This window comes from Oerskovia turbata (assembly GCF_000718325.1).
Classification (GTDB): Bacteria; Actinomycetota; Actinomycetes; order Actinomycetales; family Cellulomonadaceae; genus Oerskovia; species Oerskovia turbata.
The window spans coordinates 1-25,851 of record NZ_JOFV01000010.1 but is presented as its reverse complement, the minus strand read 5'-3'; the positions used below and the strand labels follow the sequence as shown (position 1 = coordinate 25,851).

Sequence of the window (25,851 nt, the reverse complement as noted above, 5' to 3'; positions counted from 1 at the left end):
GTCAGGACTCCTGAGACGCTTCCGGCTCGGGCTGCGCGGCCGACTCAGGCTGCGCGGCCGGCGCGGACGGCTCGGAAGTCGATCCTGCCGATGCGGCCGGCGGGAACGTCACGGGCTTCCCCGCCTTCTCGGTCTCCTCGACGATCTCCACGCTCAGGCGGGCGATCGCGAGCTCCTCCATGGTCGGCACGACCATGACCAGCGTGCTCGTCCAGTCGGGCGAGATGACGCGCGGCTCCTTGCTGCGGACGGCGTTCCGCTCGGGGTCCACCGCGATCCCGAGGCCCGCGAGCCCCTCGACGACCTGGGCGCGCACGATGTCGTCGTTCTCGCCCACACCTGCCGTGAACGCGATGACGTCGATGCGTCCCAGCACGGCCATGTACGCGCCGATGTACTTGCGCAGCCGGTGGAGGTACACGTCGAGCGCGAGCTTCGCGTCCTCGTTCCCCGCGGCGATGAGGTCGTGCAGCGCACGGAAGTCGTTCTCGCCCGCGAGACCCTTGATGCCCGAGCGCTTGTTGAACAGGTCGTCGAGCTCGTCGATCGACATGTTCGCGTTGCGAGCGAGGTGGAAGACGACGGCGGGGTCGATGTCCCCGGTGCGGGTCCCCATGACCAGGCCCTCGAGCGGGGTCAGGCCCATCGACGTGTCGACCGCGACGCCGCCGCGCACGGCCGATGCCGACGCGCCGTTGCCGAGGTGCAGCACGATGATGTTGAGGTCCTGCAGGCGGCGGCCCAGGACACGCGCGACCTTGCCCGACACGTAGTGGTGGCTCGTGCCGTGGAAGCCGTAACGGCGCACGCCGTACTTCTTCGCGGTCTCCTTCTCGAGCGCGTAGGTCGAGGCCGCCTCGGGCAGCGACGAGAAGAACGCCGTGTCGAACACCGCGACGTGCGGCACGTCGGGCAGGAGCTCGCGGGCGACCGAGATACCCGTGACGTTCGCCGGGTTGTGCAGCGGCGCGAGCGGAGCCAGGTCGAGGATCTGCTGCTCGACCTCGTCGTTCACCAGGACCGGGCGGGAGAACTGCGCCCCACCGTGGACCACACGGTGACCCACCGCGTACACGTTGGCGTCGGCGAGCCGCGGACCGACCTCGTCGAACAGCGACAGCGCGATGCGCAGCGCCTCGGCATGGTCCGCGACCGGCTCCTCACGGGTCGTCGTGTTACCCGCGAAACGATGCTTGATGACGCCGTTCGACTCGCCGATGCGCTCGATGGTGCCCGCGGCGATGGCCTCACCACCGACCGGGTTGACGAGCTGGTACTTGAGCGAGGACGAGCCCGAGTTCATCACGAGGACCGAACCGTGCGCGCCGTACGCCGAGTACGGGTTCGAGCGCTCGTGCTCCGGGAGGACGGTCATGCGGGTGCTCCGTTCGTGCCGGGCTCGCCGGACGAGCCCGCCTGTGCCTGGATGGCCGTGATGGCCACGGTGTTGACGATGTCCTGGACCAGGGCACCGCGCGAGAGGTCGTTCACGGGCTTGTTGAGGCCCTGGAGGACGGGTCCCACCGCGATCGCGCCCGCCGAGCGCTGCACCGCCTTGTAGGTGTTGTTGCCCGTGTTGAGGTCGGGGAAGATGAAGACGGTCGCCTTGCCCGCGACGTCCGAGACCGGCATCTTCGACGCCGCCACGGACGCGTCGACCGCGGCGTCGTACTGGATGGGCCCCTCGACGAACAGGTCGGGGCGACGGCTGCGCACGATCTCGGTCGCGGAACGCACCTTGTCGACGTCGACGCCCGAGCCGGACTCACCGGTCGAGTAGGACAGCATCGCGACCCGCTGGTCGACACCGAACTGGAGCGCCGTCGCCGCCGACGAGATCGCGATGTCGGCGAGCTGGGTGTCGGTGGGGTCCGGGTTCACGGCGCAGTCGCCGTAGACCAGGACACGGTCCTCGAGACACATGAGGAAGACCGACGACACGACGGACACCCCCGGCATCGTCTTGATGATCTCGAACGACGGCTTGATGGTGTGCGCGGTCGTGTGACGCGCGCCCGAGACCATGCCGTCGGCCAGACCCAGGTGGACCATCATCGTCCCGAAGTAGGACACGTCCGGGACGATCTCCCGCGCGCGCTCGACCGTCATGCCCTTGTGCGCGCGCAGCCGCGTGTACTCCTCGGCGAATCGCTGGACGAGCTCCGGGTCGTGCGGGTCGATCACGGTCGCGGCGTCGATGTCGAGGCCCAGCTCGGTCGCCCGGGCACGGATCGACTGCTCGTCGCCCAGGATCGTCAGGTCGGCGACCTGACGGCCCAGCAGGGTCGAGGCCGCGCGCAGGATGCGGTCGTCGTCGCCCTCGGGCAGCACGATGTTCTTGCGGTCCGCGCGGGCCCGCGAGAGCAGCTCGTACTCGAACATGAGCGGCGTGACGACCTCGGGTCGCGGGACGTCGAGTCCCGCGATGAGCGCGGCGCCGTCGACGTTCTGCTCGAACAGCGCGAGCGCCGTGTCGACCTTGCGCTGCGACTCCTTGGACACCCGGCCGCGCACGCGCGACGCGGCGCTCGCCGAGCGGAACGTCCCGAGGTCGGTGCGGATGATCGGCAGGCTCGGGTCGAGAGCCTCGACCAGACGGCCGGTCGAGTCCGTCGGGTAGAAGCCGCCGTTGAGGACGATGCCCGCGAGCGACGGGAAGTTGCGCGCCTGGTGCGCGGCGAGCAGACCGATGAGGATGTCGCTGCGGTCACCCGGCGTGATGACCACTGCGCCGTCGACGAGCTTCTCGAGCAGGTGCTCGAGCGACATGGCCCCCACGAGCAGGTCGAGGACCTCGCGGCCCAGCAGCTCGGGGTCGCCGAGCGCGAGCCGACCCCCCACGGCCTCCATGATCGCGGCCACGGTCGGCGCGTTGAGGAACGGATCCTCCGGGATGGCCCACCCGGGCAGCGAGCCCGACGCCGCGTGGGGGCCCTGACCCTCGGGCGTGATCGTCGAGAGCTGCGCGCGCACCTGGTCGATGCTCTCGGGGCGGCACCGGTTCGCGACGACCGCGATGGGCTGGGCGTGGTTCGAGCGGAGCTCGTTGACGCTGACCTCGGTGAGGTTCGCGATGGCCTCGGGCGTGCGGTCGCGGCCCGAGACGACCAGGAGCACCGGGGCGCCCAGGTTGGCGGCGATGCGGGCGTTGAACGCGAGCTCGGTCGGGCCTGCGACGTCGGTGTAGTCCGTGCCGACGATCACCACGAAGTCGCACTGCGTGGCGACGTCGTGGTAGCGGGCGACGATCTGGGCGAGAGCCGCCTCGGGGTCGGCGTGGACGTCGTCGTACGTGACGCCCATGGCCTCCTCGTAGGTGAGGTCGACGCCGTCGTGCGCGAGCAGCAGCTCGAGCACGTAGTCGCGGTCCGCAGAGCCGGGGGCGGCGGTACCGGCCCCGTCGGCAGGGGCCGTGGCCCACGCGACGGAGCTCGGGGCGGTCCTCGTCACGGGCCGGAAGACCCCGACCCGCTGGACCCGACGGGTCAGCAGGTCGAGGACGCCCAGCGCGATCGTGGACTTCCCCGTCTCGCCCTCAGGTGAGGCGAGGTAGATGGATCGGGCGGTGCTGGTCACTCGTTGTCGCCTCCGGTAGCGGCGGCCGCGTCGTACGACGGGCCGCTCCCTTCTGTCGCGGTGTCGCCCGCGTCGGGCCACACCCAGTCACGGACCGAGGGGATGTCCTCGCCGTGCTCTCTCGTGTACTGCCGTGCTTCGAGGCGGGCGTCCACCATCTTCTGGCGCAGACCGGCCGCCCTCGACCCCAGCGACGGCACACGGTCGATGACGTCGATCACCAGGTGGAACCGGTCGAGGTCGTTGAGCATGACCATGTCGAACGGCGTGGTGGTCGTTCCCTCCTCCTTGTAGCCGCGCACGTGGATGTTCTCGTGCCCGTTCCGGCGGTAGGTCAGGCGGTGGATGAGCCACGGGTACCCGTGGTACGCGAAGACCACGGGCTTGTCCGTGGTGAAGAGCGTGTCGAAGTCACGGTCGGAGAGCCCGTGCGGGTGCTCCTTCTCGTCCTGCAGCCGCATGAGGTCCACGACGTTCACGACGCGCACCTTGAGCTCGGGCAGGTGCTGACGCAGCAGGTCGGCCGCGGCCAGGGTCTCGAGCGTGGGGACGTCCCCGGCACAGCCGAGCACCACGTCGGGGTCCTCGCCCGGCACCTCGGTGCCGGCCCACTCCCAGATGCCCAGGCCCCGGGTGCAGTGCGCGACCGCCTGGTCCATGGTGAGGAAGTTCGGCGCCGGCTGCTTGCCCGCGACGACGACGTTGACGTACTGGCGCGAGCGCAGCACGTGGTCGTAGGTCGAGAGCAGGGTGTTGGCGTCCGGCGGCAGGTAGACGCGGACGATCTCGGCCTTCTTGTTCACGACGTGGTCGATGAAGCCCGGGTCCTGGTGGCTGAAGCCGTTGTGGTCCTGACGCCACACGTGGCTCGAGAGCAGGTAGTTGAGGCTCGCGATCGGGCGGCGCCACGGGATGTCGTTCGTGATCTTGAGCCACTTGGCGTGCTGGTTGAACATCGAGTCGATGATGTGGATGAACGCCTCGTAGCACGAGAACAGCCCGTGCCGCCCCGTCAGCAGGTAGCCCTCGAGCCACCCCTGGCACTGGTGCTCGGACAGCATCTCCATGACGCGACCCGCACGCGCGAGGTGCTCGTCGACGTCGGGCCCGAAGAAGTCCGCGTTCCACTGCTTGTCCGTGACCTCGTAGACGGCCTGCAGGCGGTTCGACGCGGTCTCGTCGGGGCCGAAGATCCGGAAGTTGTCCGGGTTGAGGCGCACGACGTCCGTGAGCCACCGGCCCAGGACCCTCGTCGCCTCCGACATGCCCCCGCCGGGCGCGCTGACCTCGACCGCGTAGTCGCGGAAGTCGGGCAGGCGCAGGTCCTTGAGCAGCAGGCCGCCGTTGGTGTGCGGGTTGTCGCTCATGCGCAGCGTCCCGGGCGGCGCGAGCCGCGCGACGTCCGCGTCGAGGCGGCCCTCGTCGTCGAACAGCTCGTGGACGCGGTACGAGTCGAGCCAGTCCTTGAGGTCCTGCAGGTGCTCGGGGGTGTCGCGCGCGCTCGCGAGCGGCACCTGGTGCGAACGCCAGGAGTCCTCGGTCTTCTTGCCGTCGATCGACGTGGGGCCCGTCCACCCCTTGGGGGTGCGGAAGACGATCATGGGCCAGGCCGGGCGCTCGTCGTTGCCCGCCGCGGCCTCGGCCTTGATCCGCGCGATGTGGTTGAGGACCTCGTCGAGCAGGACCCCGAACCGGCGGTGCACCTCGTAGTGGTCCTCGCCGTCGAACCCGCCCGTGAAGAAGTACGGGGTGTGGCCGTAGCCGATCATGAGGTCGCGCAGCTCGTCGTCGCTGATGCGCGCGAGGATCGTCGGGTTCGCGATCTTGTACCCGTTGAGGTGCAGGATCGGCAGGACCACACCGTCGTTGACCGGGTTGACGAACTTGTTCGAGTGCCAGCTCGTGGCCAGCGGGCCGGTCTCGGCCTCGCCGTCACCCACGACCGCGGCGACCAGCAGGTCCGGGTTGTCGAACGCGGCGCCGTACGCGTGCGAGAGCGCATAGCCGAGCTCACCGCCCTCATGGATCGATCCGGGCGTCTCCGGGGCGACGTGCGAGGGGATCCCGCCGGGGAACGAGAACTGGCGGAACAACCGGCGCAGGCCCTCGGTGTCCTGGGTGACGTCGGAGTAGACCTCCGAGTACGTCCCCTCGAGGTACGAGTTCGCGACCAGGCCAGGACCGCCGTGCCCGGGGCCCGTCACGTAGATCGTCGACTGCTCGCGCTCGACGATCGCACGGTTCAGGTGCGCGTAGAGGAAGTTCAGGCCGGGCGTCGTGCCCCAGTGGCCGAGGAGGCGCGGCTTGACGTCGTCCCGGGTGAGCGGCTCGCGCAGCAGCGGGTTCGACAGCAGGTAGATCTGACCCACCGACAAGTAGTTCGCGGCCCGCCACCACCCGTCGACGCGCGCGAGCGTCTCCTCGGAGAGGGGGGCGACCTCGGCGGATCGCCAAGGGGTTCCTGCTGTCGGACGCGAGGTCGACGTGGTCATCGCACGCTCCAGATGTCACGGGGGATGGTGGCACCTTCATACAACCTCATCGATGGGGGCGACGCATGGTTTCGACGGCCCCACGGGATGTGAGGTGCGTCGGCCGAGGCAGAAAAGGACGAAGGTCCCGAGCGCGCCGTCAGGAGGTCCCAGGACGGGCGTCCTGCCCCTCGGGCAGTGGTCTGGGTCACGTCGAGGGGCGCGGATTCTCTGCGCTCCACCCCGCCCGGCTACCGTGGACTCGTGTCCGACCAGGCCCCCTCCCGCCCCGGCTTCTGGGCTGTCGCCCGCAGCCCCCGCATGATCGGCTTCCTGCTGCTCTTCCTCCTCGCGGCGGGTGTGTGCGGCCGGCTCGGGGTGTGGCAGCTCGACCGTGCCTACCAGCGGGCCGAGCTCGCCGAGCAGCACGAGATCGCCGAGGCCGAGGCCGCCGGGCCCGAGGGGCTCGGCGTGCTGCTTCCTCCGCAGTCGACCTTCCCGGGCGAGCTCGTCGGACGCCAGGCCTGGGTCGAGGGCGAGTACGAGCCCGAGGGTCAGCTCCTCGTCGCGGGGCGCGCGCTCGACGGGCGCACGGGCTACCTGGTCCTGACGCCGCTGCGCGTGAGCGACGACGGCACGGGCGGTGAGTCCTGGGCCGACCTGTCCGGCCCGCCCGTGGTCCCCGTCGTCCGAGGCTGGGTCCCGACGGCGGACGGCCCGGCCCTCGAGGTCCCGTCCGGCGAGGTGCGGCTCACCGCCTACCTCCAGGCCTCCGAGGCCGCTGGGACCGGCGGGCTGCCCGAGGGGCAGACCGACTCGATCTCCTCGGCCGCGCTCGCCAACGTGTGGGGCAACCCGATCTACGGCGGGTACCTCGTGCTCATGGAGTCCGACCCGGCGCAGCTCGCCGCGGCTGACGGCGGCCCCCACCTCCTGCCCCGGCCCACGATCGAGGGCGGCAACGGGGTCAACGTCCAGAACGCCTTCTACGCGCTCCAGTGGTGGATCTTCGGCGCGTTCGCGGTCGCGCTGTGGGTGCGGCTCGTGCGCGACGAGGCGGCGGGCGGGCGCAAGCGTTCGGACGGCCTCGGGGGAGGGATCGCCGGGTTGCCCGACCTGCCCCAGGCGCCGCGCGGTGAGGTGCCCGACGCCGGTGCCGCCGAGGGGCCCGCGCCGAGCGGCGACCCGGTCAGCCGTCCGACGGTGTGAGCTCGAGCAGCATCTCGACGGTTCCCGCGTCCTCGACCTGGACGAAGCCGAGGTTCGGCGCGGTCACGCCGTAGTCGGAGAACGTCACGGGGATCGAACCGCTGACCTGCGCTCCGCCGCCCGTGGTCCGGGCCTCGAGGGTCGCGGTGACCTCGTGCGGGACGCCCTTGATCGTGAGCGCGCCCGGGGCCTCGACCGTCGCGGTGCCCGTCGCCAGCCCGGAGAGGTCGACGGGCGCGGTGAGGACGAAGGTCGCGGTCGGGTGCTCGCCGGTGTCGAGGATGCGCAGGAACTGCCGGTCGCGTCCGGAGTCGTCGGTCTCGACGGTCGTCATGTCTACCTCGATGCTCGCCGCCGTGAGGACGCCGCCCTCGACCGTGACGTCGCCGCGCACGTCGCCCGTGCGTCCGACCACGGTCACGTCCTGCCCCGAGAGCACCTCGTCGACGCGGTACCCGGCCTGGCTCCCGGTGTCCACGGCGTAGACGCCGTCCTGGACACCGTCGACGGTCGAGCCGGCGGCGTCGGCGGCGCTCTCGCCGGACGAGGCGTCGTCGCGGGGCGCCGTCGAGGCGAGCGAGAGGGGAGCGGCCTCGGTGCCGGCCTGAGATCGGGCGTAGACCCACGTTCCGCCGAGCAGGAGGAGCGCGCACAGCATCGCGATCCCGACGGTCAGTGCGATCGTCTTCTTCATGGCCCCTCGCATCCTCGTTGAACGTTCAACCAATCGTGAGGGTACCTCCTGAGAGATGCCTGGAAGCGGGGCACGTGTCTGCGGCCGTCCCTACTCCTGCTGCCACGAGCTCCAGAGGCGCGCGTAGTCGCCGCCCGCCGCGACGAGGTCGTCGTGCGGCCCGATCTCGGTGATGCGGCCCCCGTCCACGACGGCGACCCGGTCGGCGTCGTGCGCGGTGTGCAGGCGGTGCGCGATCGCGACGACCGTGCGCCCCTCGAGGACGGCGTTGAGCGACCGCTCGAGGTGCCGGGCCGCACGCGGGTCCAGCAGCGACGTCGCCTCGTCGAGGATCAGGGTGTGCGGGTCGAGCAGCACGAGCCGCGCGAGCGCGACCTGCTGCGCCTGCGCGGGCGTGAGCACGTGACCGCCCGAGCCGACCTCGGTCGCGAGCCCGTCGGGCAGGGCCTCGACCCAGCCCCGGGCGTCGACCGCGGCCAGCGCCGCGAGCAGCGTGGCCTCGTCCGCGTGCTCGTCGGCCAGGCGCAGGTTGTCCGCGAGCGACCCGACGAACACGTGGTGCTCCTGCGTGACGAGGGCGACGTGACGGCGCAGGTCGTCGAGCGGGAGGTCGACCAGCTCGACGCCGCCGACGGTCACGGAGCCGCCCGTGGGTGGATGGATGCCCGCGAGCATGCGCCCGAGCGTCGACTTGCCCGCGCCCGACGGGCCGACGACCGCCAGGCGCTCGCCGACCGCGAGGTCGAGGTCGATCCCGTGCAGCACGTTGTGCCCCTCGCGGTACGCGTACTCGACGTCCCTCGCCACGACGTGCTCGTCCGTGGGCACCTCGTCCCCGGCCTCGCGGTCGCTGTCGACGAGCTTGACGCCCACGATGCGTGCGAGCGAGGTCGCGGCGACCTGGATCTCGTCGAGCCAGAAGATGAGCTCCCAGACGGGGCCCGCGAGCTGGAACGCGTACATGGCGATGGTCGTCACAGCGCCGATCGTCGCGTGCCCGGTCGAGAGCAGGTAGCCGCCCCACACGATGACCGCGACCGGCGCGAGCACGAACGTGAAGTCGACCGCGGGGAACAGGACCGTGCGCAGGTTCAGCGTGTACCTCTCGGCCGCGAAGGCCTCGCGCAGGTCCGCCTCGACCCGGGCCCGGCGCCGGGCCCCCAGGCGCAGGGCGTCGACCGTACGGGCGCCCTCGACCGACTCGGTGATGGTGCCGTTGAGCGCGGCGTACGCCGCGGACTCGCGCTGGTACCCGGGCGAGGCGCGCCGCAGGTACCAGCGTGAGACGACGACCATGAGCGGGACGCCCAGGAACAGCGACACGGCCACGAGGGGCGAGGTGAGCATGCTCGCGACGACCGTGAGCAGGATCGTGACGACCGCGACGATGAGGCGCGGGACGCCGAACCGCACGGCGTGCTGGATGCGGTTGACGTCGTTGGTCGTGCGCGCGACGAGGTCTCCCGTGCCGGCGCGCTCGACCGTCGACAGCGGCAGCGTCGTGACCGTCTCCAGGAAGTCCTCGCGCAGCTCGGCGAAGACCGTCTCGCCGAAGATCATCGAGGACTTCTGGGCGTAGCGGATGAGCACGGCCTGGACGAGCACCGCGCCCACGCCGATCGCGATGACCTGGTTGACGTAGGCCGAGGTGGTGCCCTGCGCGACCGCGTCGACGAGCCGTCCAAGGATCCACGGTCCGGCGAGCCCAGCGATCGCGGCGACGGTGTGCAGGACGGCGAGGCCGACCAGGGGCCTGCGGTGCTCGCGGACCAGGTAGGCGGTGTGCTCGCGGACCTGGGAGGCGTCGGCGACGGGGAGCTTCATGACACGCCCTTCGAGGCGTCGGTGAGCTCGGCGGAGCCCGTGGACAGGTGGTCGTCGGGGCCGTCCGCGGTGGGCGCCTCGTCCATCGAGCGCCCGACGACGGCGCGGTAGCGGGCGGCCTCCTCGCCCTGGTGCGCGCCCCGCGGGCGGTGCAGGAGCTCGCGGTGCGTGCCGTGCGTGACGACGCGGCCGTCCTCGACGAACAGGACGTCGTCGACGTGGTCGAGCACGAGCGGGCTCGCGGTCACGATGAGCGTGGTGCGCCCGCGCCGGACCTCGGCGAGGCGTTCGGCGATGCGGGCCTCGGTGTGGGCGTCGACCGCGCTCGTCGGCTCGACGAGCACCAGGATCTCGGGGTCGGTGAGGATCGCGCGGGCCAGGGCCACGCGCTGGCGCTGACCGCCGGACAGCGAGCGGCCCTTCTCGGGGAGCTCTCCCGCGAGGCCGTCGGGCACCGAGTCCAGGACGTCGTGCGCGTCGGCGATCATGACGGCCCGCAGGAGCTCGGCCTCGAGGCTCCCGCCTCGCACGTCGATCTCCTCGCCGAGCACGCCCGAGAACAGGTGGGGCGTGGCCTCGGCGACGACGATGCGTTCGCGCACCACGTCCTTGTCGAGGTCGGAGAGCCGGATCCCGCCCAGGTGCACGGGCGTGCCCGCCTCCGCGACGTCGTCGAACCGGCCCATGCGCGTGGCGATGCGCGCCGACTCGTCCGGGTCCACGCTCACGAGTGCGACGACGCGCCCGGGCGTGAGCTCGACGCCGCTCGCGTCGTCGACCAGGGGCGCCCCGGCGGGCGGTGCCGACGCCGTGCCCGGGGTCGCGCCCGTCGCGGGCACGACCGAGAGCACCTTGACGAGCTTCTTCGCGGCCACGTGGGCGCGCGTCGTGATCTGGAGCGTCTGGGTCGCGATCTGCAACGGCCACGACAGGAACGCGGCGTACCCGTAGAACGCGACGAGCTGGCCCGGGCTGATGTCCCCGGCCACGGCCGCGTGCGCGCCCAGGTACAGGACCAGGGCGACGAACAGGCCCGGCAGCAGGACCTGGAGCCCGTCGAGGTAGGACTGCGTGGTCGCGACGCGCACGCCCGTCTCGCGGACGGCCTGCGACTGGGTGCGGTAGCGGTCCGTGAAGACCTTCTCGCCGCCGATGCCGCGCAGGATGCGCAGACCCGAGACGGTGTCCGCACCCAGGGTGGTGAGCCGGCCCGACGCCTCGCGCTGCGCGGACTGGTGCTGCTGGAGGGGCTTGACGAGGAACGCGAGGATGCCCGCGACGACCGGCAGCCCGAGGACCACGACGAGGCCCAGCTGGAGCGAGGTGCTCAGCATGATCCCCGCGACCACCGCGTACGCCATGAGGGAGCCCGCGAAGCGCGCCGCGATCGCGTAGACCTCGCCCACGCGCAGCGCGTCCGACGCCACCGCGGAGACGACCTCTCCCGTGGGGAGCTCGTCCGTGATGGTGTGCCCCGAGCGCGCCACGGTGTCGCCCACGAGCTGCGACGTGGTGAACGCGGAGCGCAGCCAGTTCTCGATGTCGAACCGGTGGCCGAGGGCGGCCGCGCCCACCTGGACCAGACCGATGCCGAGCATGACCGCGGCCCAGCCGAGCAGGACCGCGCCGAATCCCTCGTCGAGGCCCTCGTCGAGCGCGCGGCCCAGGACGTAGGGCATGACGGCCTGGCACCCGAAGGTGACGACGCCGAGGAGGACGGCGACCAGGAGGATGCCCCACTGGCGGCGCGCGAGCCACCAGAGGAAGGCGCCGGGGCCGGTGAGCGGAGGGGTGCCCGGGTCGGGGAGGGGGAGGGGGCGCACGGTCACTAACATTAGGGGTGGCCACCGACACCGGGCCACGGATTTTCGCTCAGCGTAAGGAAACCTTCCCATGACCACGCCCGACCCCGCCGGCTCGCAGACGACCTCCGACGCCGTGGTGGACACCCCGTCGCAGGAGGTCGTGGACCGCGCCGTCCGCAAGGCCCGCGGCGCGCTCCAGCGCTACCGCGTGATGGCTCTCATCACCGGTGTGATGCTCCTGATCCTGTGCGTCGAGATGATCGTCAAGTACGGCGTCGGGCAGTTCGTCGACGTCGACGGCGTGATGCGCTACGTGGGCTGGATCCCCTTCGCGCACGGGTGGGTCTACGTGGTCTACCTCGTGACGGTCCTCGACCTGTGGTCCAAGATGCGCTGGAGCTGGGGCCGTCTGGCCACCATGGTCTTCGCGGGCGTCGTGCCCGTCATGTCCTTCATCCTGGAGAAGAAGGTCCACCGCGAGGCCGAGGCCAAGCTCGACGCCCTCGTGGAGCAGTACGCGCGATGACCTCGCTGCCGCCGCTGGTCGCGCCCTCTCCCGAGCCCCTGTCGCCCGAGGAGCTCGCCCGGTACTCGCGGCACCTCGCGCTGCCGGGCATCGGGATCGAGGGGCAGCAGCGGCTGCGCGCCGCGCGCGTGCTGGTCGTGGGAGCGGGCGGGCTGGGCAGCCCCGCGCTGCTCTACCTGGCCGCCGCGGGCGTCGGCACCATCGGCATCGTCGACGACGACCGCGTCGAGGTGTCCAACCTCCAGCGCCAGGTGATCCACGGCGGCTCGGACGTGGGGCGGCCCAAGGTGGCCTCGGCGCGAGACGCGATCGCGGAGGTCAACCCGCACGTGAGCGTCCGCCTGCACGAGCAGCGCCTCGACGCGGGCAACGTCCTGGCCGTCCTGGACGGCTACGACGTCGTCCTCGACGGGACCGACAACTTCGCGACCCGCTACCTCGTGGGCGACGCCGCCGAGATCGCGGGCGTCCCGTGCGTGTGGGGCTCGATCTTCCGGTTCCAGGGCCAGGTCAGCGTCTTCTGGGCGACGCCTCCCGGGGGCGAGGGCGTGGTCTACCGCGACGTGTTCCCCGAGCCACCGCCGCCCGGCACCGTGCCCGACTGCGCGACGGGCGGCGTCCTGGGCGCCATGTGCGGCACGGTCGGGTCCGTCATGGCGACCGAGGCGATCAAGCTGATCACGGGGGCGGGGCGCACGCTGCTCGGCCGCCTCGCGGTCTACGACTCGCTCGAGCTCACGTGGCGCCACCTCACGGTCCGGGCCGACCCGGCCCGCGTCCCCGTGACCGGGCTCCTGGCGGGAGACCACGCCTACGAGGCGTTCTGCGGGTTCGCCCCTGAGGGGGCAGCGGTCCCGGCCGCCGTCCCCTCCGGGACAGGTCCGTTCTCCGGCCCGACGGCGGACGGACGCCTCGCGGTCGACCTCGCCCGGGTCCCGGGGCACGACGCGACCCAGGGTCCTGGTGCGCCGAACGGTCGAGGGGGAGCGACGTCGTCGGGCCCCGTGGACGCCCCGACGGGAGCCGGTCCGGCGCCGACCAGCCTGACCCCCCGCGAGCTCGCCGACCGCCTCGCCGACCCCCACGACGACGTGCTGCTGCTCGACGTGCGCGAGGACTGGGAGACGCAGATCGTCGCGATCGACGGCGCACGCGTCGTGCCGAGCGGGGTCTACGCGGGGCCCGGCGCGACCGCGGCGCTCGCTGACCTGCCGCGGGACCGGACCGTCGCCGTGCTGTGCAAGGTCGGGGGCCGGTCCGACCGGGTCGCGGCCCTGGCGCGGGCTGCAGGCGTGGACGCGCGCAACGTCGAGGGCGGGGTCCTGGCCTGGGTGCGGGACGTCGAGCCGGGACTCCCGACCTACTGACGGTCTCTGTTGCCGAGGTAGAGGCCAGTCGTCGAGGTAGAGGGGCAGAACCCTCTACCTCGACGGGAGACCTCTATCTCGGTGAAGCCGACGGGCCGCTCAGAGCGCCAGGTCCAGGTTGCCGGCGCCCAGCAGGCCGGACCCCGTGAGCCCGGCCCGGCCCACCATCCCGTCGACCGGTGAGCTCGCGAGCGCCTGCTCGCGCCGCGGGATGCGGCCCGCGAGCGTCGCGAGCCGCCCGGCCTCGACCGCGAGCCGCATGGCCGTGGCCATCCGCACCGGGTCGGCGGCGCGCGTGACCGCGGTGGCCAGGAGAACCCCGTCGCACCCGAGCTCGAGGGCGTGCGCGGCCTCCGACGCGGTCCCGATCCCCGCGTCCAGGATCACGGGGACCCGGGCCGCAGCCGCGATGGCCGCGATGTTGCGCGGGTTGAGGATGCCGAGCCCCGACCCGATGGGGGCGCCCAGCGGCATCACGGCCGCGCACCCCACGTCCTCGAGGCGGCGCGCGAGGATCGGGTCGTCGTTGGTGTACGGCAGGACGGTGAAGCCGTCGCGGACCAGCGTGTCGGCGGCCTGGACGAGCCCGATCGGGTCGGGCAGCAGCGTCACGTCGTCGGCGATCACCTCGAGCTTGACCCAATCGGTGCCGCACGCCTCGCGGGCCAGGTGGGCCGTGAGGACGGCCTCCTTGGCGGAGAAGCAGCCAGCGGTGTTGGGCAGGGCGCGGATGCCGAGACGGTCGAGCAGGCCCCAGATGCCGGTCTCGCTCGTACCGTCGGCGGCGCCCGGCCCGCCCGGCGGCCGCACGCGTGCGACGCGGCGCATCGCGACGGTCGTGAGCGCTGTCCCGGAGGCGACGAGCGCCTCCTCGAGCGTGAGCAGGTTCGCGGCGCCGCCCGTGCCCATGACGAGGCGCGAGCCGACCGGCACGCCCGCGACGACCAGGGAGTCGTCGGGTGCGCGGTCCGTGTCCTGCCTGGTGTCAACCACCTTGCACCGCCGTGACGACCTCGACGCGGTCGCCGTCGCGCAGGGCCGTGGACGTCCACGTGCTGCGGGGGAGCACGGCGTCGTCGATCGCGACCGCGACGCCGCGGGGGACGTCGCCGGTGTCCCCGAGGAGTTCCGGTAGGAGCACGGCCACCAGGGCCGCGACGGTCGTGGGGGCGGCGAGCGGATAGGGCTCGCCGTTGACGAGGGCGGTGCCGGTCATGGGGTCCTCCGGGAAGCAGGGGCGCCGAGGTAGAGGCCAGTGGTCGAGGTAGAGGGCTCTGACCCTCTACCTCGACGCGAGGCCTCTACCTCGCGGGGCGGGGCAGGGAGAAGGGCAGGGGAGAAGCGCATCGGGTCGATCGCCGCGACCGTCGGCGGCAGCGGGTCCCCGGCGAGGAGCGCGTCGACCGCGGCCCCCGTCACAGGGGCGAGCAGCACGCCGTTGCGGTAGTGGCCCGTCGCGAGGACCAGGCCGGGCACGCTCGTCGGTCCCAGGAGCGGCAGGTTGTCGGGGGTCCCCGGGCGCACGCGCGGCGTGACCTCGACCAGGGCCAGCTCGTCGAGGCCGGGCAGAAGCGCGCGGGCGTCCCGCAGGAGCGCGAACACGCCGCCCGCGGTCGCGCGCCGGTCGTCGGGGTGCTCCTCGCTCGTCGCCCCGACGACGACCTCGCGGTGCCCGTCGGGGCCGGGCGTACGCGGTACGACGTACACCGGACGCCCTTGCACGACCCCGCGCACCACGTGGTCGAGCGTGAACCAGGCCGGGGCGTCGAGCCGCAGCGTCTGCCCCTTCACGGGGCGGGTCGGGGCGCACACCTCGGGCACGTCCGTGAGCAGGCTCCCCGAGTCCGCCCCGGCCGCGAGCACCACGGTCCCCGCACGGTGCTCGACGCCCGCGTCGTCGAGAGCCCCGGTCACGGGAGCGTCCGGTCCGGGCGAGCGCAGGAGCCGGACGGCCCGGCGGCGCACGACGGCGGCGCGCGGGTCCCGCGCGAGGGCCGCGGTCAGGGCGCGGTGCACGGCCCGCGGGTCGACCTGGTGGTCGCCCGGCGCCCAGAACGCTCCCGCGACGCGCTGACCGACGAGCGGCTCGCGCTCCCGGGCTGCCGCGACCGTGATCTCGGTCGAGTCGAGCCCCCACGCCTCCTGCAGCGCCCGCACGCGCCGCCCGAGGGCCAGGTCGTCCCCGTCGTAGGCCAGCGTGAGCGTGCCCGTGGCGCGCAGCCCCACGTCGAGCCCCGAGTCGGCCTCGAGCTCGGCCGCGAACGCGGGCCACCGCCCGGCGGAGTCGGCGCCCAGGCGCAGCGCGGCCTCCTCGCCGAAGTCGGCCTCGGTCACCGGGGCCAGCATCCCGGCAGCCGCGTGGGTCGCACCGTCGCCCGGGGACGGGTCCAGGACGCTCACGCGCAGGCCGGCGCGCGAGGCCCGCCACGCCGCGGTGAGCCCCACGATGCCGCCGCCCACGACGAGGACGTCCGTGGCGCCGTCGGGCTCGTCGCTGCTGCGCCGTGCGCGCGCGGTACGGCCCGACGGCGCCGCGCACCCCGGGCTCCCCTCGCGCCCGGGTGGGCACGCAGGCAGGGCAGGGTGGTCGGTGGACAGGGCTGCGCTCATGCGCTCGCTCCCTTCGCTGGCATGACCCAGATCAGGTTCGACGGTCGGCTCTCGCCCTCTCAGCCCGTGCGGGGCTCCCGTGCTTCGCGGCCACCCTACAACGAGGCCGGGGTCGGGCCGTGGCACGACCACGGGCTGCGCCACGGCCGCGCACCGCACCGGGCCCGCCTATCCTGGGCGCCGTGACCACCACCCCGACCGGCGTCGCCGAGCGCCTGCGCGCCGCCCGGCTGTACCTGTGCACCGACGCGCGCGAGGAGCGCGGCGACCTCGAGGACTTCCTGCACGCGGCGCTCGCGGGCGGGGTCGACGTGGTCCAGCTCCGGGACAAGACGCTCGACGCCGCACGCGAGCTCGAGCTGCAGGACACGGTCGGGCGCGTCGCGACCGAGCACGGGGCGCTGTGGGCGGTCAACGACCGGGCCGACGTCGCGCTGCTGACCGGGGCCCCAGTGGTGCACATGGGTCAGGGCGACCTGCCCGTGCCCGCGGTCCGGTCGCTCCTGGGCGGGGGCCCGCTCCTGGGCCGCTCGACGCACTCGCTCGCCCAGGCCACGGCCGCCGAGGCGGATCCCGAGGTCGACTACTTCTGCGTCGGCCCCCTCTGGGCGACGCCCACCAAGCCGGGGCGCGACGCCGTCGGGCTCGACCTGCTGCGACAGGTCGCGGCGACCCGGCCGACCACGCCGTGGTTCGCGATCGGGGGAGTCGACGCCGACCGGCTCGACCAGGTGCTCGACGCGGGGGCCGAGCGCATCGTCGTGGTCCGCGCGATCACGGGGGCGGCCGACCCCGAGCGCGCCGCCCGCGAGCTGCGCGGGCGACTGCCCGCCTGACACGCGCAGTGATCCCCGTCGCACGTGCTGGACCGATGCCGGGGATCGGCCCCGGGCCAACTATCCTGGGGTGGTGACACCCACCCCCTCAGCCCCCCGGCCCGTATTGGTCGTCGACTTCGGCGCACAGTACGCCCAGCTGATCGCGCGTCGCGTGCGTGAGGCCAAGGTGTACTCGGAGATCGTCCCTCACACCTTCACCGTCGAGCAGATGCTCGCCAAGGACCCGGCAGCGATCATCCTGTCCGGCGGTCCGTCGTCCGTGTACGCGCAGGGCGCGCCCTTCGTGGACCCCGCGCTGTTCGAGGCCGGCGTGCCCGTCCTGGGCATCTGCTACGGCTTCCAGGCCATGGCCAAGGCGCTCGGCGGGACGGTCGCGCAGACCGGCCTCAGCGAGTACGGCGGCACGGCCGTCGAGGTCTGCCAGGCCGGTGCGCTGCTCGCGGGCTCGCCCGACCAGCAGACCGCCTGGATGAGCCACGGCGACGCCGTGCACGCGGCCCCCGAGGGCTTCGAGGTCCTCGCGACGTCGGCCGGCTCGCCGGTCGCAGCGTTCGAGGACACCGGGCGCCGCCTCTACGGCGTGCAGTGGCACCCCGAGGTCAAGCACTCCCCGCTGGGCCAGAAGGCCCTCGAGAACTTCCTCTACCAGGGCGCCGGCCTCGCCGGTGACTGGACGCCCGGCAACGTCATCGCCGACCAGATCGCGCTGATCCGCGAGCAGGTCGGGGACGCCCGCGTCATCTGCGGCCTGTCCGGCGGCGTCGACTCCTCGGTCGCCGCGGCCCTCGTCCAGCAGGCTGTGGGCGACCAGCTCACGTGCGTGTTCGTCGACCACGGCCTGCTGCGCGCGGGCGAGGTCGAGCAGGTCGAACGCGACTTCGTGGCCGCCACGGGCGTCAAGCTCGTCGTCATGGACGAGAAGCAGCGCTTCCTCTCGGCGCTCGCGGGCCACTCGGACCCCGAGACCAAGCGCAAGATCATCGGCCGCGAGTTCATCCGCGCGTTCGAGCAGGCCGCGCGGCAGATCGTCGAGGAAGAGGGTGAGCACGGGGGCGAGGTGAAGTTCCTCGTGCAGGGCACGCTGTACCCGGACGTCGTCGAGTCCGGCGGCGGCGAGGGCACCGCGAACATCAAGAGCCACCACAACGTGGGCGGCCTGCCCGACGACCTGCAGTTCTCGCTCGTCGAGCCGCTGCGGGCCCTGTTCAAGGACGAGGTGCGCGCCGTGGGCCGCGAGCTCGGCGTGCCCGAGGTCATCGTGGCCCGTCAGCCGTTCCCCGGCCCCGGGCTCGGCATCCGCATCGTCGGCGAGGTCACGGCCGAGCGCCTGGAGATCCTGCGCGCGGCCGACGCGATCGCGCGCGAGGAGCTCACGAAGGCCGGCCTGGACGACGAGATCTGGCAGTGCCCTGTGGTGCTCCTGGCCGACGTCCGCTCGGTCGGCGTCCAGGGCGACGGCCGCACCTACGGTCACCCGATCGTGCTGCGCCCCGTCTCCTCCGAGGACGCCATGACCGCGGACTGGACCCGTCTGCCGTACGACGTCCTCGCGATCATCTCGACGCGCATCACGAACGAGGTCAAGGACGTCAACCGCGTCGTGCTCGACGTGACGAGCAAGCCGCCGGGCACCATCGAGTGGGAGTGACCTCCCGCTGAGCCCCGAAGGGCCGGCCCCCGCAGAGCGATCTACGAGGGCCGGCCCTTCGGCGTTCGCGGTGGTGCGGGGCCGGGCCGCACCCGCGGGCCCGACGACGGCGCCGAACCGCGCACCGCGCCCTGTGACCTAGCTGTTCCGGAGCGCCGCCCGCTCCGCGCGGTACGCCGCCGCCTTCCCGTACGCCTTCTCGACGTCCGCGAGCACGCTCGGCCACCCGCTCGACGGACGGACCTCGCGGTTGTGCGCGACGATGCGGTCGAGCAGGCCGTCCTGCGTCACGAGGCGCACGATCTGGTCCGTCATCGCGTCGTCGTCGGCGGCGAGCAGCCCGTCGACCCCGTCCGTCAGCCGTTCCGCCACCCCGGACTCCGCGCGCGTCACCACGGCCAGGCCCGCGGCCTGCGCCTCGAGCGCCGCGATCCCGAACGACTCCTGGATGGCCGGGGCGAGGAACACGTCGGCGCGCGAGTAGAGACGCTTGAGCTCGTGCGCGCCCAGGCGTCCCGGGAGGCTCACGGTCGAGGCGAGGCCGTGCTCCTTGACGAAGCGGCGGGCCGCGTCGAGCTCGGGGCCGTCGCCCGCGATCGTCGCGAACAGCGCGTCGTGCGGGAGCCGTCCGACGGCCTGCCGGATCGACTCGAGCAGGGGCAGGACCCGCTTGCGGGGCGCGAACCGTGTCGCGGCGACGACGTGCACGGCGCTGCCCTCGCCGCGCGCGTCCCGCTCGACCCGCGGCACGGCCCACTCGTCGAGGTCGAGCCCGTTGTGCAGGATCTCGACGGGTACGTCGGGTCCGGCGATGCGGCGCAGCGGGGCGGCGGTCAGCTCGCTCACGGCCGACAGCAGGATCGGCAGCCTCGACCAGTGCGTCACGCGGTCGAGCGCGGCGAACCAGCGTTCGGCCGAGCCCCAGACGCTGTGCACGGTCAGGACCGCGGGCAGGCCCAGGCGGGTGACGGGCTTGAGCGAGGCCTGCACCGACGGCGTCAGGACGCCCATGTGCAGGTGCACGACGTCGGGTCGCGCGTCCCGCAGGATGCGCGTCACGTGCTGGGCGGCGCGCGGGTGCACGGGGTAGCCACCGGGGATCCGGGCTGCGACGCGGTGGATCGTGACGCCGTCGTGCACCTCGCGGCTCACGCCGTGCTCGCCGCGCGACGCGGGCGTCGTGGTGACCACCTCGACGTGGTGGCCGGCCGCGGCCTGCTGGGCCGCGAGGCGGCTCACCTGGGTCTCGATGCCGCCGAGCAGCGGCAGGTAGCAGTCCGTCACATGGGTGATCCTCACCCCTGGATTCTTCCATCGATGCGTCCACGGCCCGTGCCCGGCTGGTCGGGTTCGGGAGTGATCGGACCGTTCGTCCGGCGGAAACGACGAATCGTCGCTACGTTGACACCAAAGAATCGGCTCGGGGAGGGATATCGCAATGTCCAGCACTGTCACGGTTCGGCCGGCGAAGGGCGTAGGGGTCATCGGGATCCTCACCGTCATCGCCGGGATCGTCATGATCATCGCGGGCGGCGTCACGTGGGGCGTCGTGTCGTCGCAGCTGTCGGCCGAGGACATCACGGTGTCCGACGACGCGGAGTTCCTCGCAGGACGTCACGTCAACGGCCCGTTCACCGCCTACGCCCAGGCGGAGGTCATCAACAAGCACGCGCTCGAGATCAGCGACGGCCAGACGTACGCCGAGCTCCCGCAGGACGACGAGCGACGCGCCACGGTCATGAACGCCTCGTTCCTGCGCGCGTCGCTGTTCACGTCGGTCGTGGCGTTCGGCGTCGCGGCCCTGGTCATCGGCCTGGGCGTCCTGTTCATCCTCATCGGGATCGCGCTCCGGCGGATCGCGAGCGGTCCGGCCGTCGCGGTCGAGACCTCGGGCGGCTCCTCCTCGGACGGCAACCTGTCGGCGGCCCCGGTCCCGGCGACGCACACCCCGGCCCACGCCGCGCCCGCGGCGCCCGTCACGCCCGCACCGACGACCCCGGCTCCTGCGACCCCGCCGGTCACGCCGCCGACCCGCACGTCCACCCACGCGGCGCCCGCCGAGGTCCCCACGAGCCCTGGTGTCCCGACGACGCAGACCGAGCCGGTCGTGGAGCCCAAGAGCCCGGGGGTCCCGCCCACCGGGACGGACACGCCTCCGGCCACGCCGCCCGCGGGGGACACGCCCCCGCGCTGAGGTACTGCTCCAGGTGCACGACGGCGGCGCACCGGTCCCTGGACCGGTGCGCCGCCGTCGTGCTCACCTCGTCTGCACCGACGTGCCGGGCTCAGCGCCGGGCACGCTCGCGGGCGCTGCGGCGGCTGCTCGACACGATCGAGCTCACCACGAGCACCAGGCCCGCGACGCTCAGCAGGGCGATGAGCGCGAGGTCGAGGTCGTACGTCGCGCCGAGCGCCAGCGCGAGGATGCCGACCCCGACGGCGACGATGACGAATCCCCACACGACCGTCCCGACCCGCAGCCCGCGGTTGCGCGGGTCGTCGCCCAGGGCGGGGTCGGTCGGTGCCTGAGCCCTCTGCTGCGCGGTGGCGTTCCACTGCGCGGCGGGGTCGACCGCGGGCGTCGGGCCGGGAGCCGGGCCGGGAGCCGGTGCTGCCGGGGGAGCGGGCGACAGGGCCGGGACCGGCTCGGGGTCGACCGGTGCGTCCTGCACCGGGTACGCCTGGGTGTGCGTCGGGGCGGGCCCGCCGACGGGCAGGACGAGCGTGGGGTCGGAGACCGGCAGGGCCTGGGTCGGCTCGTCCCGGAAGATCTCGCCCGCGAGGTCGGCCTCGTGCGGCTCGTGCGGCTCGTGCGCTTCGGGCGCAGGGCCGGTCGCGATGACCTGCGTCGCGTCGGCGTCCACCTCGGTGCGCTCGTCGTCCGGGCTCTCGTCGTCGGTGGCCTCACCGGACGTGACGGGCAGCTCGACCGTGGGGTCGACCGGCGGGAGTGCCTGGGTCTCGCGCGCGTCGTCGGACTCGTAGGGGTTCTTCTCGGTGGTCATGATTCCTCCCGGATGGTCACGTCGCCGGCGGAGACGTCGACCTCGAGCAGGAGCACGGGGTCGACGCCGTCGGAGACGGAGTCGGTGACGAAGGTGTGCGGGCGGGTGTTGACGCCGTTGATGGAGCGACGCTCGCCGTCGACCGTCCAGGTCGCGTTGCCCGCGAGGACGCGCACCTCGGCCTCGACGGGGGTTCCTGCCGGGACGATCACGGTGAGGTCGCCGGCGCTCAGGCCGATGGGGACGACGACCGGGTCCCCGACGGTGCTCAGGTCGAGCTGGCTGAGGTCGACCACCGGGTTGCCGAACGTGAACGCGAAGCCGTTCTCGGCGTCCTGGACCGAGGTCACGGTGTACGTGGCGTCGGAGACGCGGGCCGTGAGGTCGGCGTCGAAGCGTTCGACGCTGCTCAGGCCCGCGATCGGCAGCGCGATGATCGTCGCGACGATCGCGAGGCCGCCCAGTGCGCCGCTCGTCCGGCCGCGCAGGCCGGAGACGATGACGCCGAGCCCGAGCAGGACGATCGTCGCGCCGATCCACGTGTAGAAGAACGGCACGTCGATCACGTCGCGACGCTCGAGGAGCATGAGGACTGCGGCGCCCAGGAGGCTCACGCCGAGCGTGGTGCCCACGACCGCGGTCCCGGGGCCTCGCGGACGCCGGGCTGCGCGGGCACGCTGCTCCTCGGCGCGACGCTGGCGCTCGGTCTCGCGCTCGGCGCGGCGCCGGGCCTGGTCGTGGGCGGCCTGCTGCGCGGCTGCCTGCTGGGCCGTGTAGGCCTGGGGCGCGACGGGGCGCTGGGCGGGGTAGCCCTGCGGCGGCACCGGCGCGGAGGCGGTGTACACGGGGCCCGACGGCGCCGCGAAGTGGGCGGGGTACGTCGCCCCGGGCGCTGGCTGGGCGCCAGGGGCAGGTGCTCCGTACGGCGGGCGCGGCTGCTGCCGGCCCTGCGGGGGCTGGCCCTGCTGGACGGGGGCGCCGGTGAAGGGCTGCGCGGGGTAGGGCTGCTGCGGCGGCACGGGGCCACCCGGGTGCTGGGCGGTCTGGGCGGCCGTCCGGGGAGCGGCGTACCTGCGGTAGTCGCTGCGCCGGTTGACGACCAGGACGATCACGACGACCACGGCCGCGGTCCACAGCAGGCCGTTGAGCCACTCGAGCCCGGCGAAGTGCCACCACGAGAGCCAGCCGTTGTTCCAGCTCAGGCCGACGATCGTGGTGGCCGCGGCGCCGAGCATGGCCACGTCGAAGTCGCCGCGGATCGCCTGCTGGAGGTGGATGCGTCCGTCCCGGGACTCGGGGAGCAGGGCCCACGCGAGCCCGTACAGGACGAGGCCGGCGCCGGTGAGGAACACCGAGACGACGAGGATGCCGCGCACGATCAGAGGGTCGATCCCGAACCGGTCGGCGACACCGCCCGCGACGCCCCCGACCCAGCGGTCCTCGGACCGGGAGATGCCGATACGGCGCACGGTGTCGAAGAAGCCGTCCATACCGCTGGACTGGTGGGGCGGGCTGGGCGGTCCGGACGGGCTGGGCGGTCCGGACGGGCTGGGCGGCGGGCCGCCCGACGGGCCGGGTCGGGCTCCGGTCGGTCCGGAGCTCCCGGCCAGTGGTTCTGGGGAGGTGTCCTCGGTGCTCATGGCTCAAGCCTGCCCGGGAGGCGGCCCCGGGGGTATCGGGTGATCCCCTGATCGGACCCTGATCCTCGGGACGGGCGACCCTGAACTTTCGCCCCGACAGCGGACGAACGGGGCGTTCCGGCCGGTGGGGCGGCCCGGGCGTGTGACCATCAGAGGGTGACACCGACAGAGCGACCAGCCAGGAGACTTCCCCTCCGGCGCCCCGAGCAGGGGCGCTGGGTCGGTGGGGTGTGCCGCGGCCTCTCGCTGCACCTCGACCTTCCCGTGGCCGCGGTGCGCCTCGTGCTGGCGCTGATGGCGCTCGCGGGCGGCGCGGGCATCGTGCTGTACGTCTTCCTGTGGGTCACGGTCCCCGCGGGTGACCCGGCGCAGGTGGCCGACGAGGAGCGTCCTGCGTCGCTGCGGCGCATCGCTCCGCGGCTCCAGGGCCGGGTGCGCAAACTGCCGGTGCGCGACGTCGCGATCGGGGTCGTCCTGCTGAGCGGTGCGGCCGTGCTCCTGGCGTCGCGGGCCGGCGTGAACATCGAGGTCTCCTGGGTCCTGCCGGTCCTCATCGCGCTCGCGGGCACGGCGCTGGCCTGGTCCCAGCTCGACGCCGCGCAGCGGGGGCGGTGGTTGTCGAGGGCGGGGGGCCGTACCCCGGCCGGGGTGGTGCGGCTCGCGGGTGGCCTCGTCCTGGTGCTCGTGGGGGTGCTCCTCCTGGTGGGGCAGGACTCGACGGCCTCCGACATGGTCCGGGCGACGGTCGCGTCGGTGGCGGTCCTCGCAGGTGCGGCGATCGTGCTCGCCCCGTGGTGGTTGCGCCTGGTGCGTGAGCTGGGCGACGAGCGGGCGGCCCGTGCCCGGGAGGCCGAGCGGGCCGACATCGCGGCGCACCTGCACGACTCGGTCCTCCAGACCCTGGCCCTCATCCGGTCGAGCGCGGCCGACGCCGACACGGTCGCGCGGCTGGCTCGTGCTCAGGAGCGCGAGCTCCGCGAATGGTTGTACAACGACCGACCCGCCCCTGGTACATCGCTCGCGGCGGAGCTCCGGACGCTCGTGGGAGAGGTCGAGGACCGGCAGAGCTGGCGGCTCGCGGCGGGGGCCGGGGCCGCGGCCGGGGTCAGCGCGGCAGGGACGGTCGGCGACGGGGGCTCGGCGGGGACGGCGGCCGTCGTCGTCGACGTCGTCGTCGTGGGGGACTGCGTCCCGACCGACGAGACGACCGCCCTCCTCCAGGCCACGCGCGAGGCGCTCGTCAACGCCGTGGCCCACGGACGGCCCCCCGTCTCGGTCTACCTCGAGGTCTCGGACGACGCCGTCGAGGTGTTCGTCCGCGACCGCGGGGACGGGTTCGAGATGAAGGACATCGCCCAGGACCGCTTCGGGGTGCGGGAGTCGATCATCGGCCGCGTCACGCGCAAGGGCGGGAGCGCCGAGGTCGTCTCACGGCCGGGCTGGGGCACCGAGGTGCGGCTCAAGGTGCACCGGGCCGCCGAGAGCACCGCGCCTCCCGCCGCCTCGCCCGCCGCGCCTCCCGCCGCCGAGACTGCGGAGGGAACGACGTCCGGACCTAGGATGCCCGTGGAGCCCGACGCGGGTGCGGCACGGGCCGGGCACGAGAGGCCGTCGCCGCGGAGCGCGCAGGGCCCGGAGCCGGTCCCCGTGCAGCCCCACGGACGACCCGGACAGACCGCCCGAACGACCCAGGAGCGAACGTGACCACCATCCCCAGCCCCGCGCAGAGCCCGCTCCCGGGGGCCCCGGTCCCGGTCGTGCTCGTCGACGACCACCACATGTTCCGGGCGGGCGTGCGGGCCAGCCTCGACGGACGGGTCGACATCGTCGGGGAGGCCGACAGCGTCGACGGTGCGGTCGAGGCGATCCGCACCCTGCGCCCACCGGTCGTGCTGCTCGACGTGCACCTCCCCGGAGGCAACGGGGGCGGTGGGGCGGAGGTCATCACGCGGTGCTCGGACCTCCTGGGATCCACCCGGTTCCTCGCGCTGTCCGTGTCCGACGCGGCCGAGGACGTCGTGGCGGTGATCCGCGCGGGCGCCCGGGGCTACGTGACCAAGGCGATCTCCGGGCCCGACCTGGCGGGAGCCGTGGTGCAGGTCGCGAGCGGCGACGCCGTCTTCTCGCCGCGCCTCGCGGGCTTCGTGCTCGACGCCTTCGGGACCGGCCAGGCGGACGTGGCCGTGGCCGACGACGAGCTCGACCGGCTCTCGGCCCGGGAGCAGGAGGTCATGCGTCTCATCGCCCGCGGTTACGCGTACCGCGAGGTCGCCTCGGAGCTCTTCATCTCCGTCAAGACGGTCGAGACCCACGTGTCCTCGGTGCTGCGCAAGCTCCAGCTCTCGTCGCGGCACGAGCTCACGCGCTGGGCGGCCGCGCGACGGCTCCTGTAGTCCCCGCGCCGCGCGGGCTGCGAGGGTCTCGACCGCCCGCCAGGCCCGAGATGCCGCCGTATTGCCAGGTGAGAAACAGGGTTCGGGCGCCGCGTCGGAGCGATAGCCTGGAGGCAGCCGGTGACGCCCTCCGGCCCGACGAAAAGGAACCTCCGACGTGACGTACGTGATTGCTCAGCCTTGTGTGGACGTGAAGGACAAGGCGTGCATCGAGGAGTGTCCGGTGGACTGCATCTATGAGGGC

At 73.3% G+C, this 25,851-nt stretch carries 20 protein-coding genes and 1 pseudogene; 9 read left to right on the top strand and 12 right to left on the bottom strand.

Annotated elements, in window-relative coordinates:
- Position 1 precedes the first annotated feature (1 nt).
- The 3 genes from IE95_RS0112020 to IE95_RS0112010 are packed head-to-tail and all read right to left on the bottom strand — an operon-like array spanning position 2 to position 6,068.
- Positions 2–1,375 (bottom strand): acetate/propionate family kinase, encoded by a 1,374-nt coding sequence (locus IE95_RS0112020; RefSeq protein WP_084690201.1) that lies wholly within the window; start codon positions 1,373–1,375, stop codon positions 2–4.
- Positions 1,372–3,576 (bottom strand): phosphate acetyltransferase, encoded by a 2,205-nt coding sequence (gene pta / locus IE95_RS0112015; protein ID WP_036571958.1) that lies wholly within the window; start codon positions 3,574–3,576, stop codon positions 1,372–1,374. Before pta ends, IE95_RS0112020 begins: the two co-directional genes overlap by 4 nt.
- Positions 3,573–6,068 carry a phosphoketolase family protein gene (locus IE95_RS0112010; RefSeq protein WP_030151872.1) on the bottom strand — a complete coding sequence of 832 codons (2,496 nt, stop codon included), beginning with the start codon at positions 6,066–6,068 and terminating at the stop codon, positions 3,573–3,575. The genes pta and IE95_RS0112010 overlap by 4 nt, the downstream gene beginning before the upstream one ends.
- A gap of 243 nt (positions 6,069–6,311) precedes the next feature.
- Here IE95_RS0112010 and IE95_RS0112005 point away from each other — a divergent pair, with 243 nt between their 5' ends.
- The gene (locus IE95_RS0112005) at positions 6,312–7,256 is read left to right on the top strand and encodes an SURF1 family protein (RefSeq protein WP_240666424.1); all 945 of its coding nucleotides are present in this window, start codon (positions 6,312–6,314) and stop codon (positions 7,254–7,256) included.
- Here the strand turns inward: IE95_RS0112005 and IE95_RS0112000 are convergent.
- The 3 genes from IE95_RS0112000 to IE95_RS0111990 form a co-directional block, all read right to left on the bottom strand.
- A complete protein-coding gene (locus IE95_RS0112000) occupies positions 7,237–7,950 on the bottom strand; it encodes a YceI family protein (protein WP_051703056.1) in 714 nt (237 codons plus the stop codon). The two genes, IE95_RS0112005 and IE95_RS0112000, sit on opposite strands and share 20 nt — an antisense overlap.
- A gap of 90 nt (positions 7,951–8,040) precedes the next feature.
- Positions 8,041–9,774: an ABC transporter ATP-binding protein gene (locus IE95_RS0111995; RefSeq protein WP_030151869.1), complete on the bottom strand. Its 1,734-nt coding sequence runs from the start codon at positions 9,772–9,774 to the stop codon at positions 8,041–8,043.
- Positions 9,771–11,609, bottom strand: a complete 1,839-nt coding sequence (locus IE95_RS0111990) for an ABC transporter ATP-binding protein (RefSeq protein WP_036571956.1) — start codon at positions 11,607–11,609, stop codon at positions 9,771–9,773. The genes IE95_RS0111995 and IE95_RS0111990 overlap by 4 nt, the downstream gene beginning before the upstream one ends.
- A gap of 58 nt (positions 11,610–11,667) precedes the next feature.
- On the opposite strand from IE95_RS0111990, the gene IE95_RS0111985 reads away from it, so the two are divergent.
- Positions 11,668–12,105, top strand: coding sequence for a DUF3817 domain-containing protein (locus tag IE95_RS0111985; protein ID WP_036571955.1), 438 nt, complete (start codon positions 11,668–11,670; stop codon positions 12,103–12,105).
- Positions 12,102–13,472: a molybdopterin-synthase adenylyltransferase MoeB gene (gene moeB, locus IE95_RS20880; RefSeq protein ID WP_030151866.1), complete on the top strand. Its 1,371-nt coding sequence runs from the start codon at positions 12,102–12,104 to the stop codon at positions 13,470–13,472. Before IE95_RS0111985 ends, moeB begins: the two co-directional genes overlap by 4 nt.
- A gap of 99 nt (positions 13,473–13,571) precedes the next feature.
- On the opposite strand, the gene IE95_RS0111975 is transcribed toward moeB, so the two are convergent.
- The 3 genes from IE95_RS0111975 to thiO form a co-directional block, all read right to left on the bottom strand.
- Positions 13,572–14,381, bottom strand: coding sequence for a thiazole synthase (locus IE95_RS0111975; RefSeq protein ID WP_129429418.1), 810 nt, complete (start codon positions 14,379–14,381; stop codon positions 13,572–13,574).
- Positions 14,382–14,457: 76 nt separating this feature from the next.
- Positions 14,458–14,688: a sulfur carrier protein ThiS gene (gene thiS / locus IE95_RS0111970; RefSeq protein ID WP_030151864.1), complete on the bottom strand. Its 231-nt coding sequence runs from the start codon at positions 14,686–14,688 to the stop codon at positions 14,458–14,460.
- On the bottom strand, positions 14,685–16,082 hold the full coding sequence (gene thiO / locus IE95_RS0111965) for a glycine oxidase ThiO (protein WP_084690198.1): 1,398 nt from the start codon (positions 16,080–16,082) through the stop codon (positions 14,685–14,687). The genes thiS and thiO overlap by 4 nt, the downstream gene beginning before the upstream one ends.
- 173 nt (positions 16,083–16,255) lie before the next feature.
- On the opposite strand from thiO, the gene thiE reads away from it, so the two are divergent.
- Positions 16,256–16,918, top strand: a complete 663-nt coding sequence (gene thiE / locus IE95_RS0111960) for a thiamine phosphate synthase (protein WP_129429417.1) — start codon at positions 16,256–16,258, stop codon at positions 16,916–16,918.
- A gap of 73 nt (positions 16,919–16,991) precedes the next feature.
- Positions 16,992–18,569 (top strand): glutamine-hydrolyzing GMP synthase, encoded by a 1,578-nt coding sequence (guaA, locus tag IE95_RS0111955; RefSeq protein WP_030151861.1) that lies wholly within the window; start codon positions 16,992–16,994, stop codon positions 18,567–18,569.
- A gap of 138 nt (positions 18,570–18,707) precedes the next feature.
- On the opposite strand, the gene IE95_RS0111950 is transcribed toward guaA, so the two are convergent.
- Positions 18,708–19,868 (bottom strand): glycosyltransferase family 4 protein, encoded by a 1,161-nt coding sequence (locus tag IE95_RS0111950; RefSeq protein ID WP_030151860.1) that lies wholly within the window; start codon positions 19,866–19,868, stop codon positions 18,708–18,710.
- A 139-nt stretch (positions 19,869–20,007) separates the two neighbouring features.
- Here IE95_RS0111950 and IE95_RS21315 point away from each other — a divergent pair, with 139 nt between their 5' ends.
- Entirely contained in the window at positions 20,008–20,763 is a 756-nt protein-coding gene (locus IE95_RS21315) for a hypothetical protein (protein ID WP_338068426.1), read from the top strand.
- 91 nt (positions 20,764–20,854) lie between these two features.
- Here IE95_RS21315 and IE95_RS0111940 read toward each other — a convergent pair whose 3' ends face one another.
- Both IE95_RS0111940 and IE95_RS0111935 read right to left on the bottom strand, forming a co-directional pair.
- On the bottom strand, positions 20,855–21,574 hold the full coding sequence (locus IE95_RS0111940) for a hypothetical protein (protein ID WP_030151858.1): 720 nt from the start codon (positions 21,572–21,574) through the stop codon (positions 20,855–20,857).
- The gene (locus tag IE95_RS0111935) at positions 21,571–23,214 is read right to left on the bottom strand and encodes a PspC domain-containing protein (protein ID WP_084690196.1); all 1,644 of its coding nucleotides are present in this window, start codon (positions 23,212–23,214) and stop codon (positions 21,571–21,573) included. The genes IE95_RS0111940 and IE95_RS0111935 overlap by 4 nt, the downstream gene beginning before the upstream one ends.
- A 156-nt stretch (positions 23,215–23,370) precedes the next feature.
- On the opposite strand from IE95_RS0111935, the gene IE95_RS0111930 reads away from it, so the two are divergent.
- From IE95_RS0111930 to IE95_RS18975, 3 genes and pseudogenes are all read left to right on the top strand, one after another.
- Positions 23,371–24,918 (top strand): ATP-binding protein, encoded by a 1,548-nt coding sequence (locus IE95_RS0111930; protein WP_084690194.1) that lies wholly within the window; start codon positions 23,371–23,373, stop codon positions 24,916–24,918.
- A gap of 74 nt (positions 24,919–24,992) precedes the next feature.
- Positions 24,993–25,607 (top strand): LuxR C-terminal-related transcriptional regulator, encoded by a 615-nt coding sequence (locus tag IE95_RS0111925; protein ID WP_206053360.1) that lies wholly within the window; start codon positions 24,993–24,995, stop codon positions 25,605–25,607.
- A gap of 157 nt (positions 25,608–25,764) precedes the next feature.
- A pseudogene (locus IE95_RS18975) lies at positions 25,765–25,851 on the top strand (ferredoxin); the annotation flags it as partial.

What these genes read in the sequence shown, in the direction of transcription:
- IE95_RS0111925 (WP_206053360.1), top strand. Translation starts at nt 24,993, where the DNA reads ATGTTCCGGGCGGGCGTGCGGGCCAGCCTCGACGGACGGGTCGACATC.
- moeB (WP_030151866.1), top strand. Translation starts at nt 12,102, where the DNA reads ATGACCTCGCTGCCGCCGCTGGTCGCGCCCTCTCCCGAGCCCCTGTCG.
- IE95_RS0111940 (WP_030151858.1), bottom strand. Translation starts at nt 21,574, where the DNA reads ATGACCACCGAGAAGAACCCCTACGAGTCCGACGACGCGCGCGAGACC.
- thiS (WP_030151864.1), bottom strand. Translation starts at nt 14,688, where the DNA reads ATGACCGGCACCGCCCTCGTCAACGGCGAGCCCTATCCGCTCGCCGCC.
- IE95_RS0112020 (WP_084690201.1), bottom strand. Translation starts at nt 1,375, where the DNA reads ATGACCGTCCTCCCGGAGCACGAGCGCTCGAACCCGTACTCGGCGTAC.
- IE95_RS0111935 (WP_084690196.1), bottom strand. Translation starts at nt 23,214, where the DNA reads ATGAGCACCGAGGACACCTCCCCAGAACCACTGGCCGGGAGCTCCGGA.
- IE95_RS0111995 (WP_030151869.1), bottom strand. Translation starts at nt 9,774, where the DNA reads ATGAAGCTCCCCGTCGCCGACGCCTCCCAGGTCCGCGAGCACACCGCC.
- IE95_RS0111985 (WP_036571955.1), top strand. Translation starts at nt 11,668, where the DNA reads ATGACCACGCCCGACCCCGCCGGCTCGCAGACGACCTCCGACGCCGTG.
- IE95_RS0111975 (WP_129429418.1), bottom strand. Translation starts at nt 14,381, where the DNA reads ATGGGCACGGGCGGCGCCGCGAACCTGCTCACGCTCGAGGAGGCGCTC.
- IE95_RS0112000 (WP_051703056.1), bottom strand. Translation starts at nt 7,950, where the DNA reads ATGAAGAAGACGATCGCACTGACCGTCGGGATCGCGATGCTGTGCGCG.
- IE95_RS0112010 (WP_030151872.1), bottom strand. Translation starts at nt 6,068, where the DNA reads ATGACCACGTCGACCTCGCGTCCGACAGCAGGAACCCCTTGGCGATCC.
- thiO (WP_084690198.1), bottom strand. Translation starts at nt 16,082, where the DNA reads ATGAGCGCAGCCCTGTCCACCGACCACCCTGCCCTGCCTGCGTGCCCA.
- IE95_RS0111990 (WP_036571956.1), bottom strand. Translation starts at nt 11,609, where the DNA reads ATGTTAGTGACCGTGCGCCCCCTCCCCCTCCCCGACCCGGGCACCCCT.
- IE95_RS21315 (WP_338068426.1), top strand. Translation starts at nt 20,008, where the DNA reads ATGTCCAGCACTGTCACGGTTCGGCCGGCGAAGGGCGTAGGGGTCATC.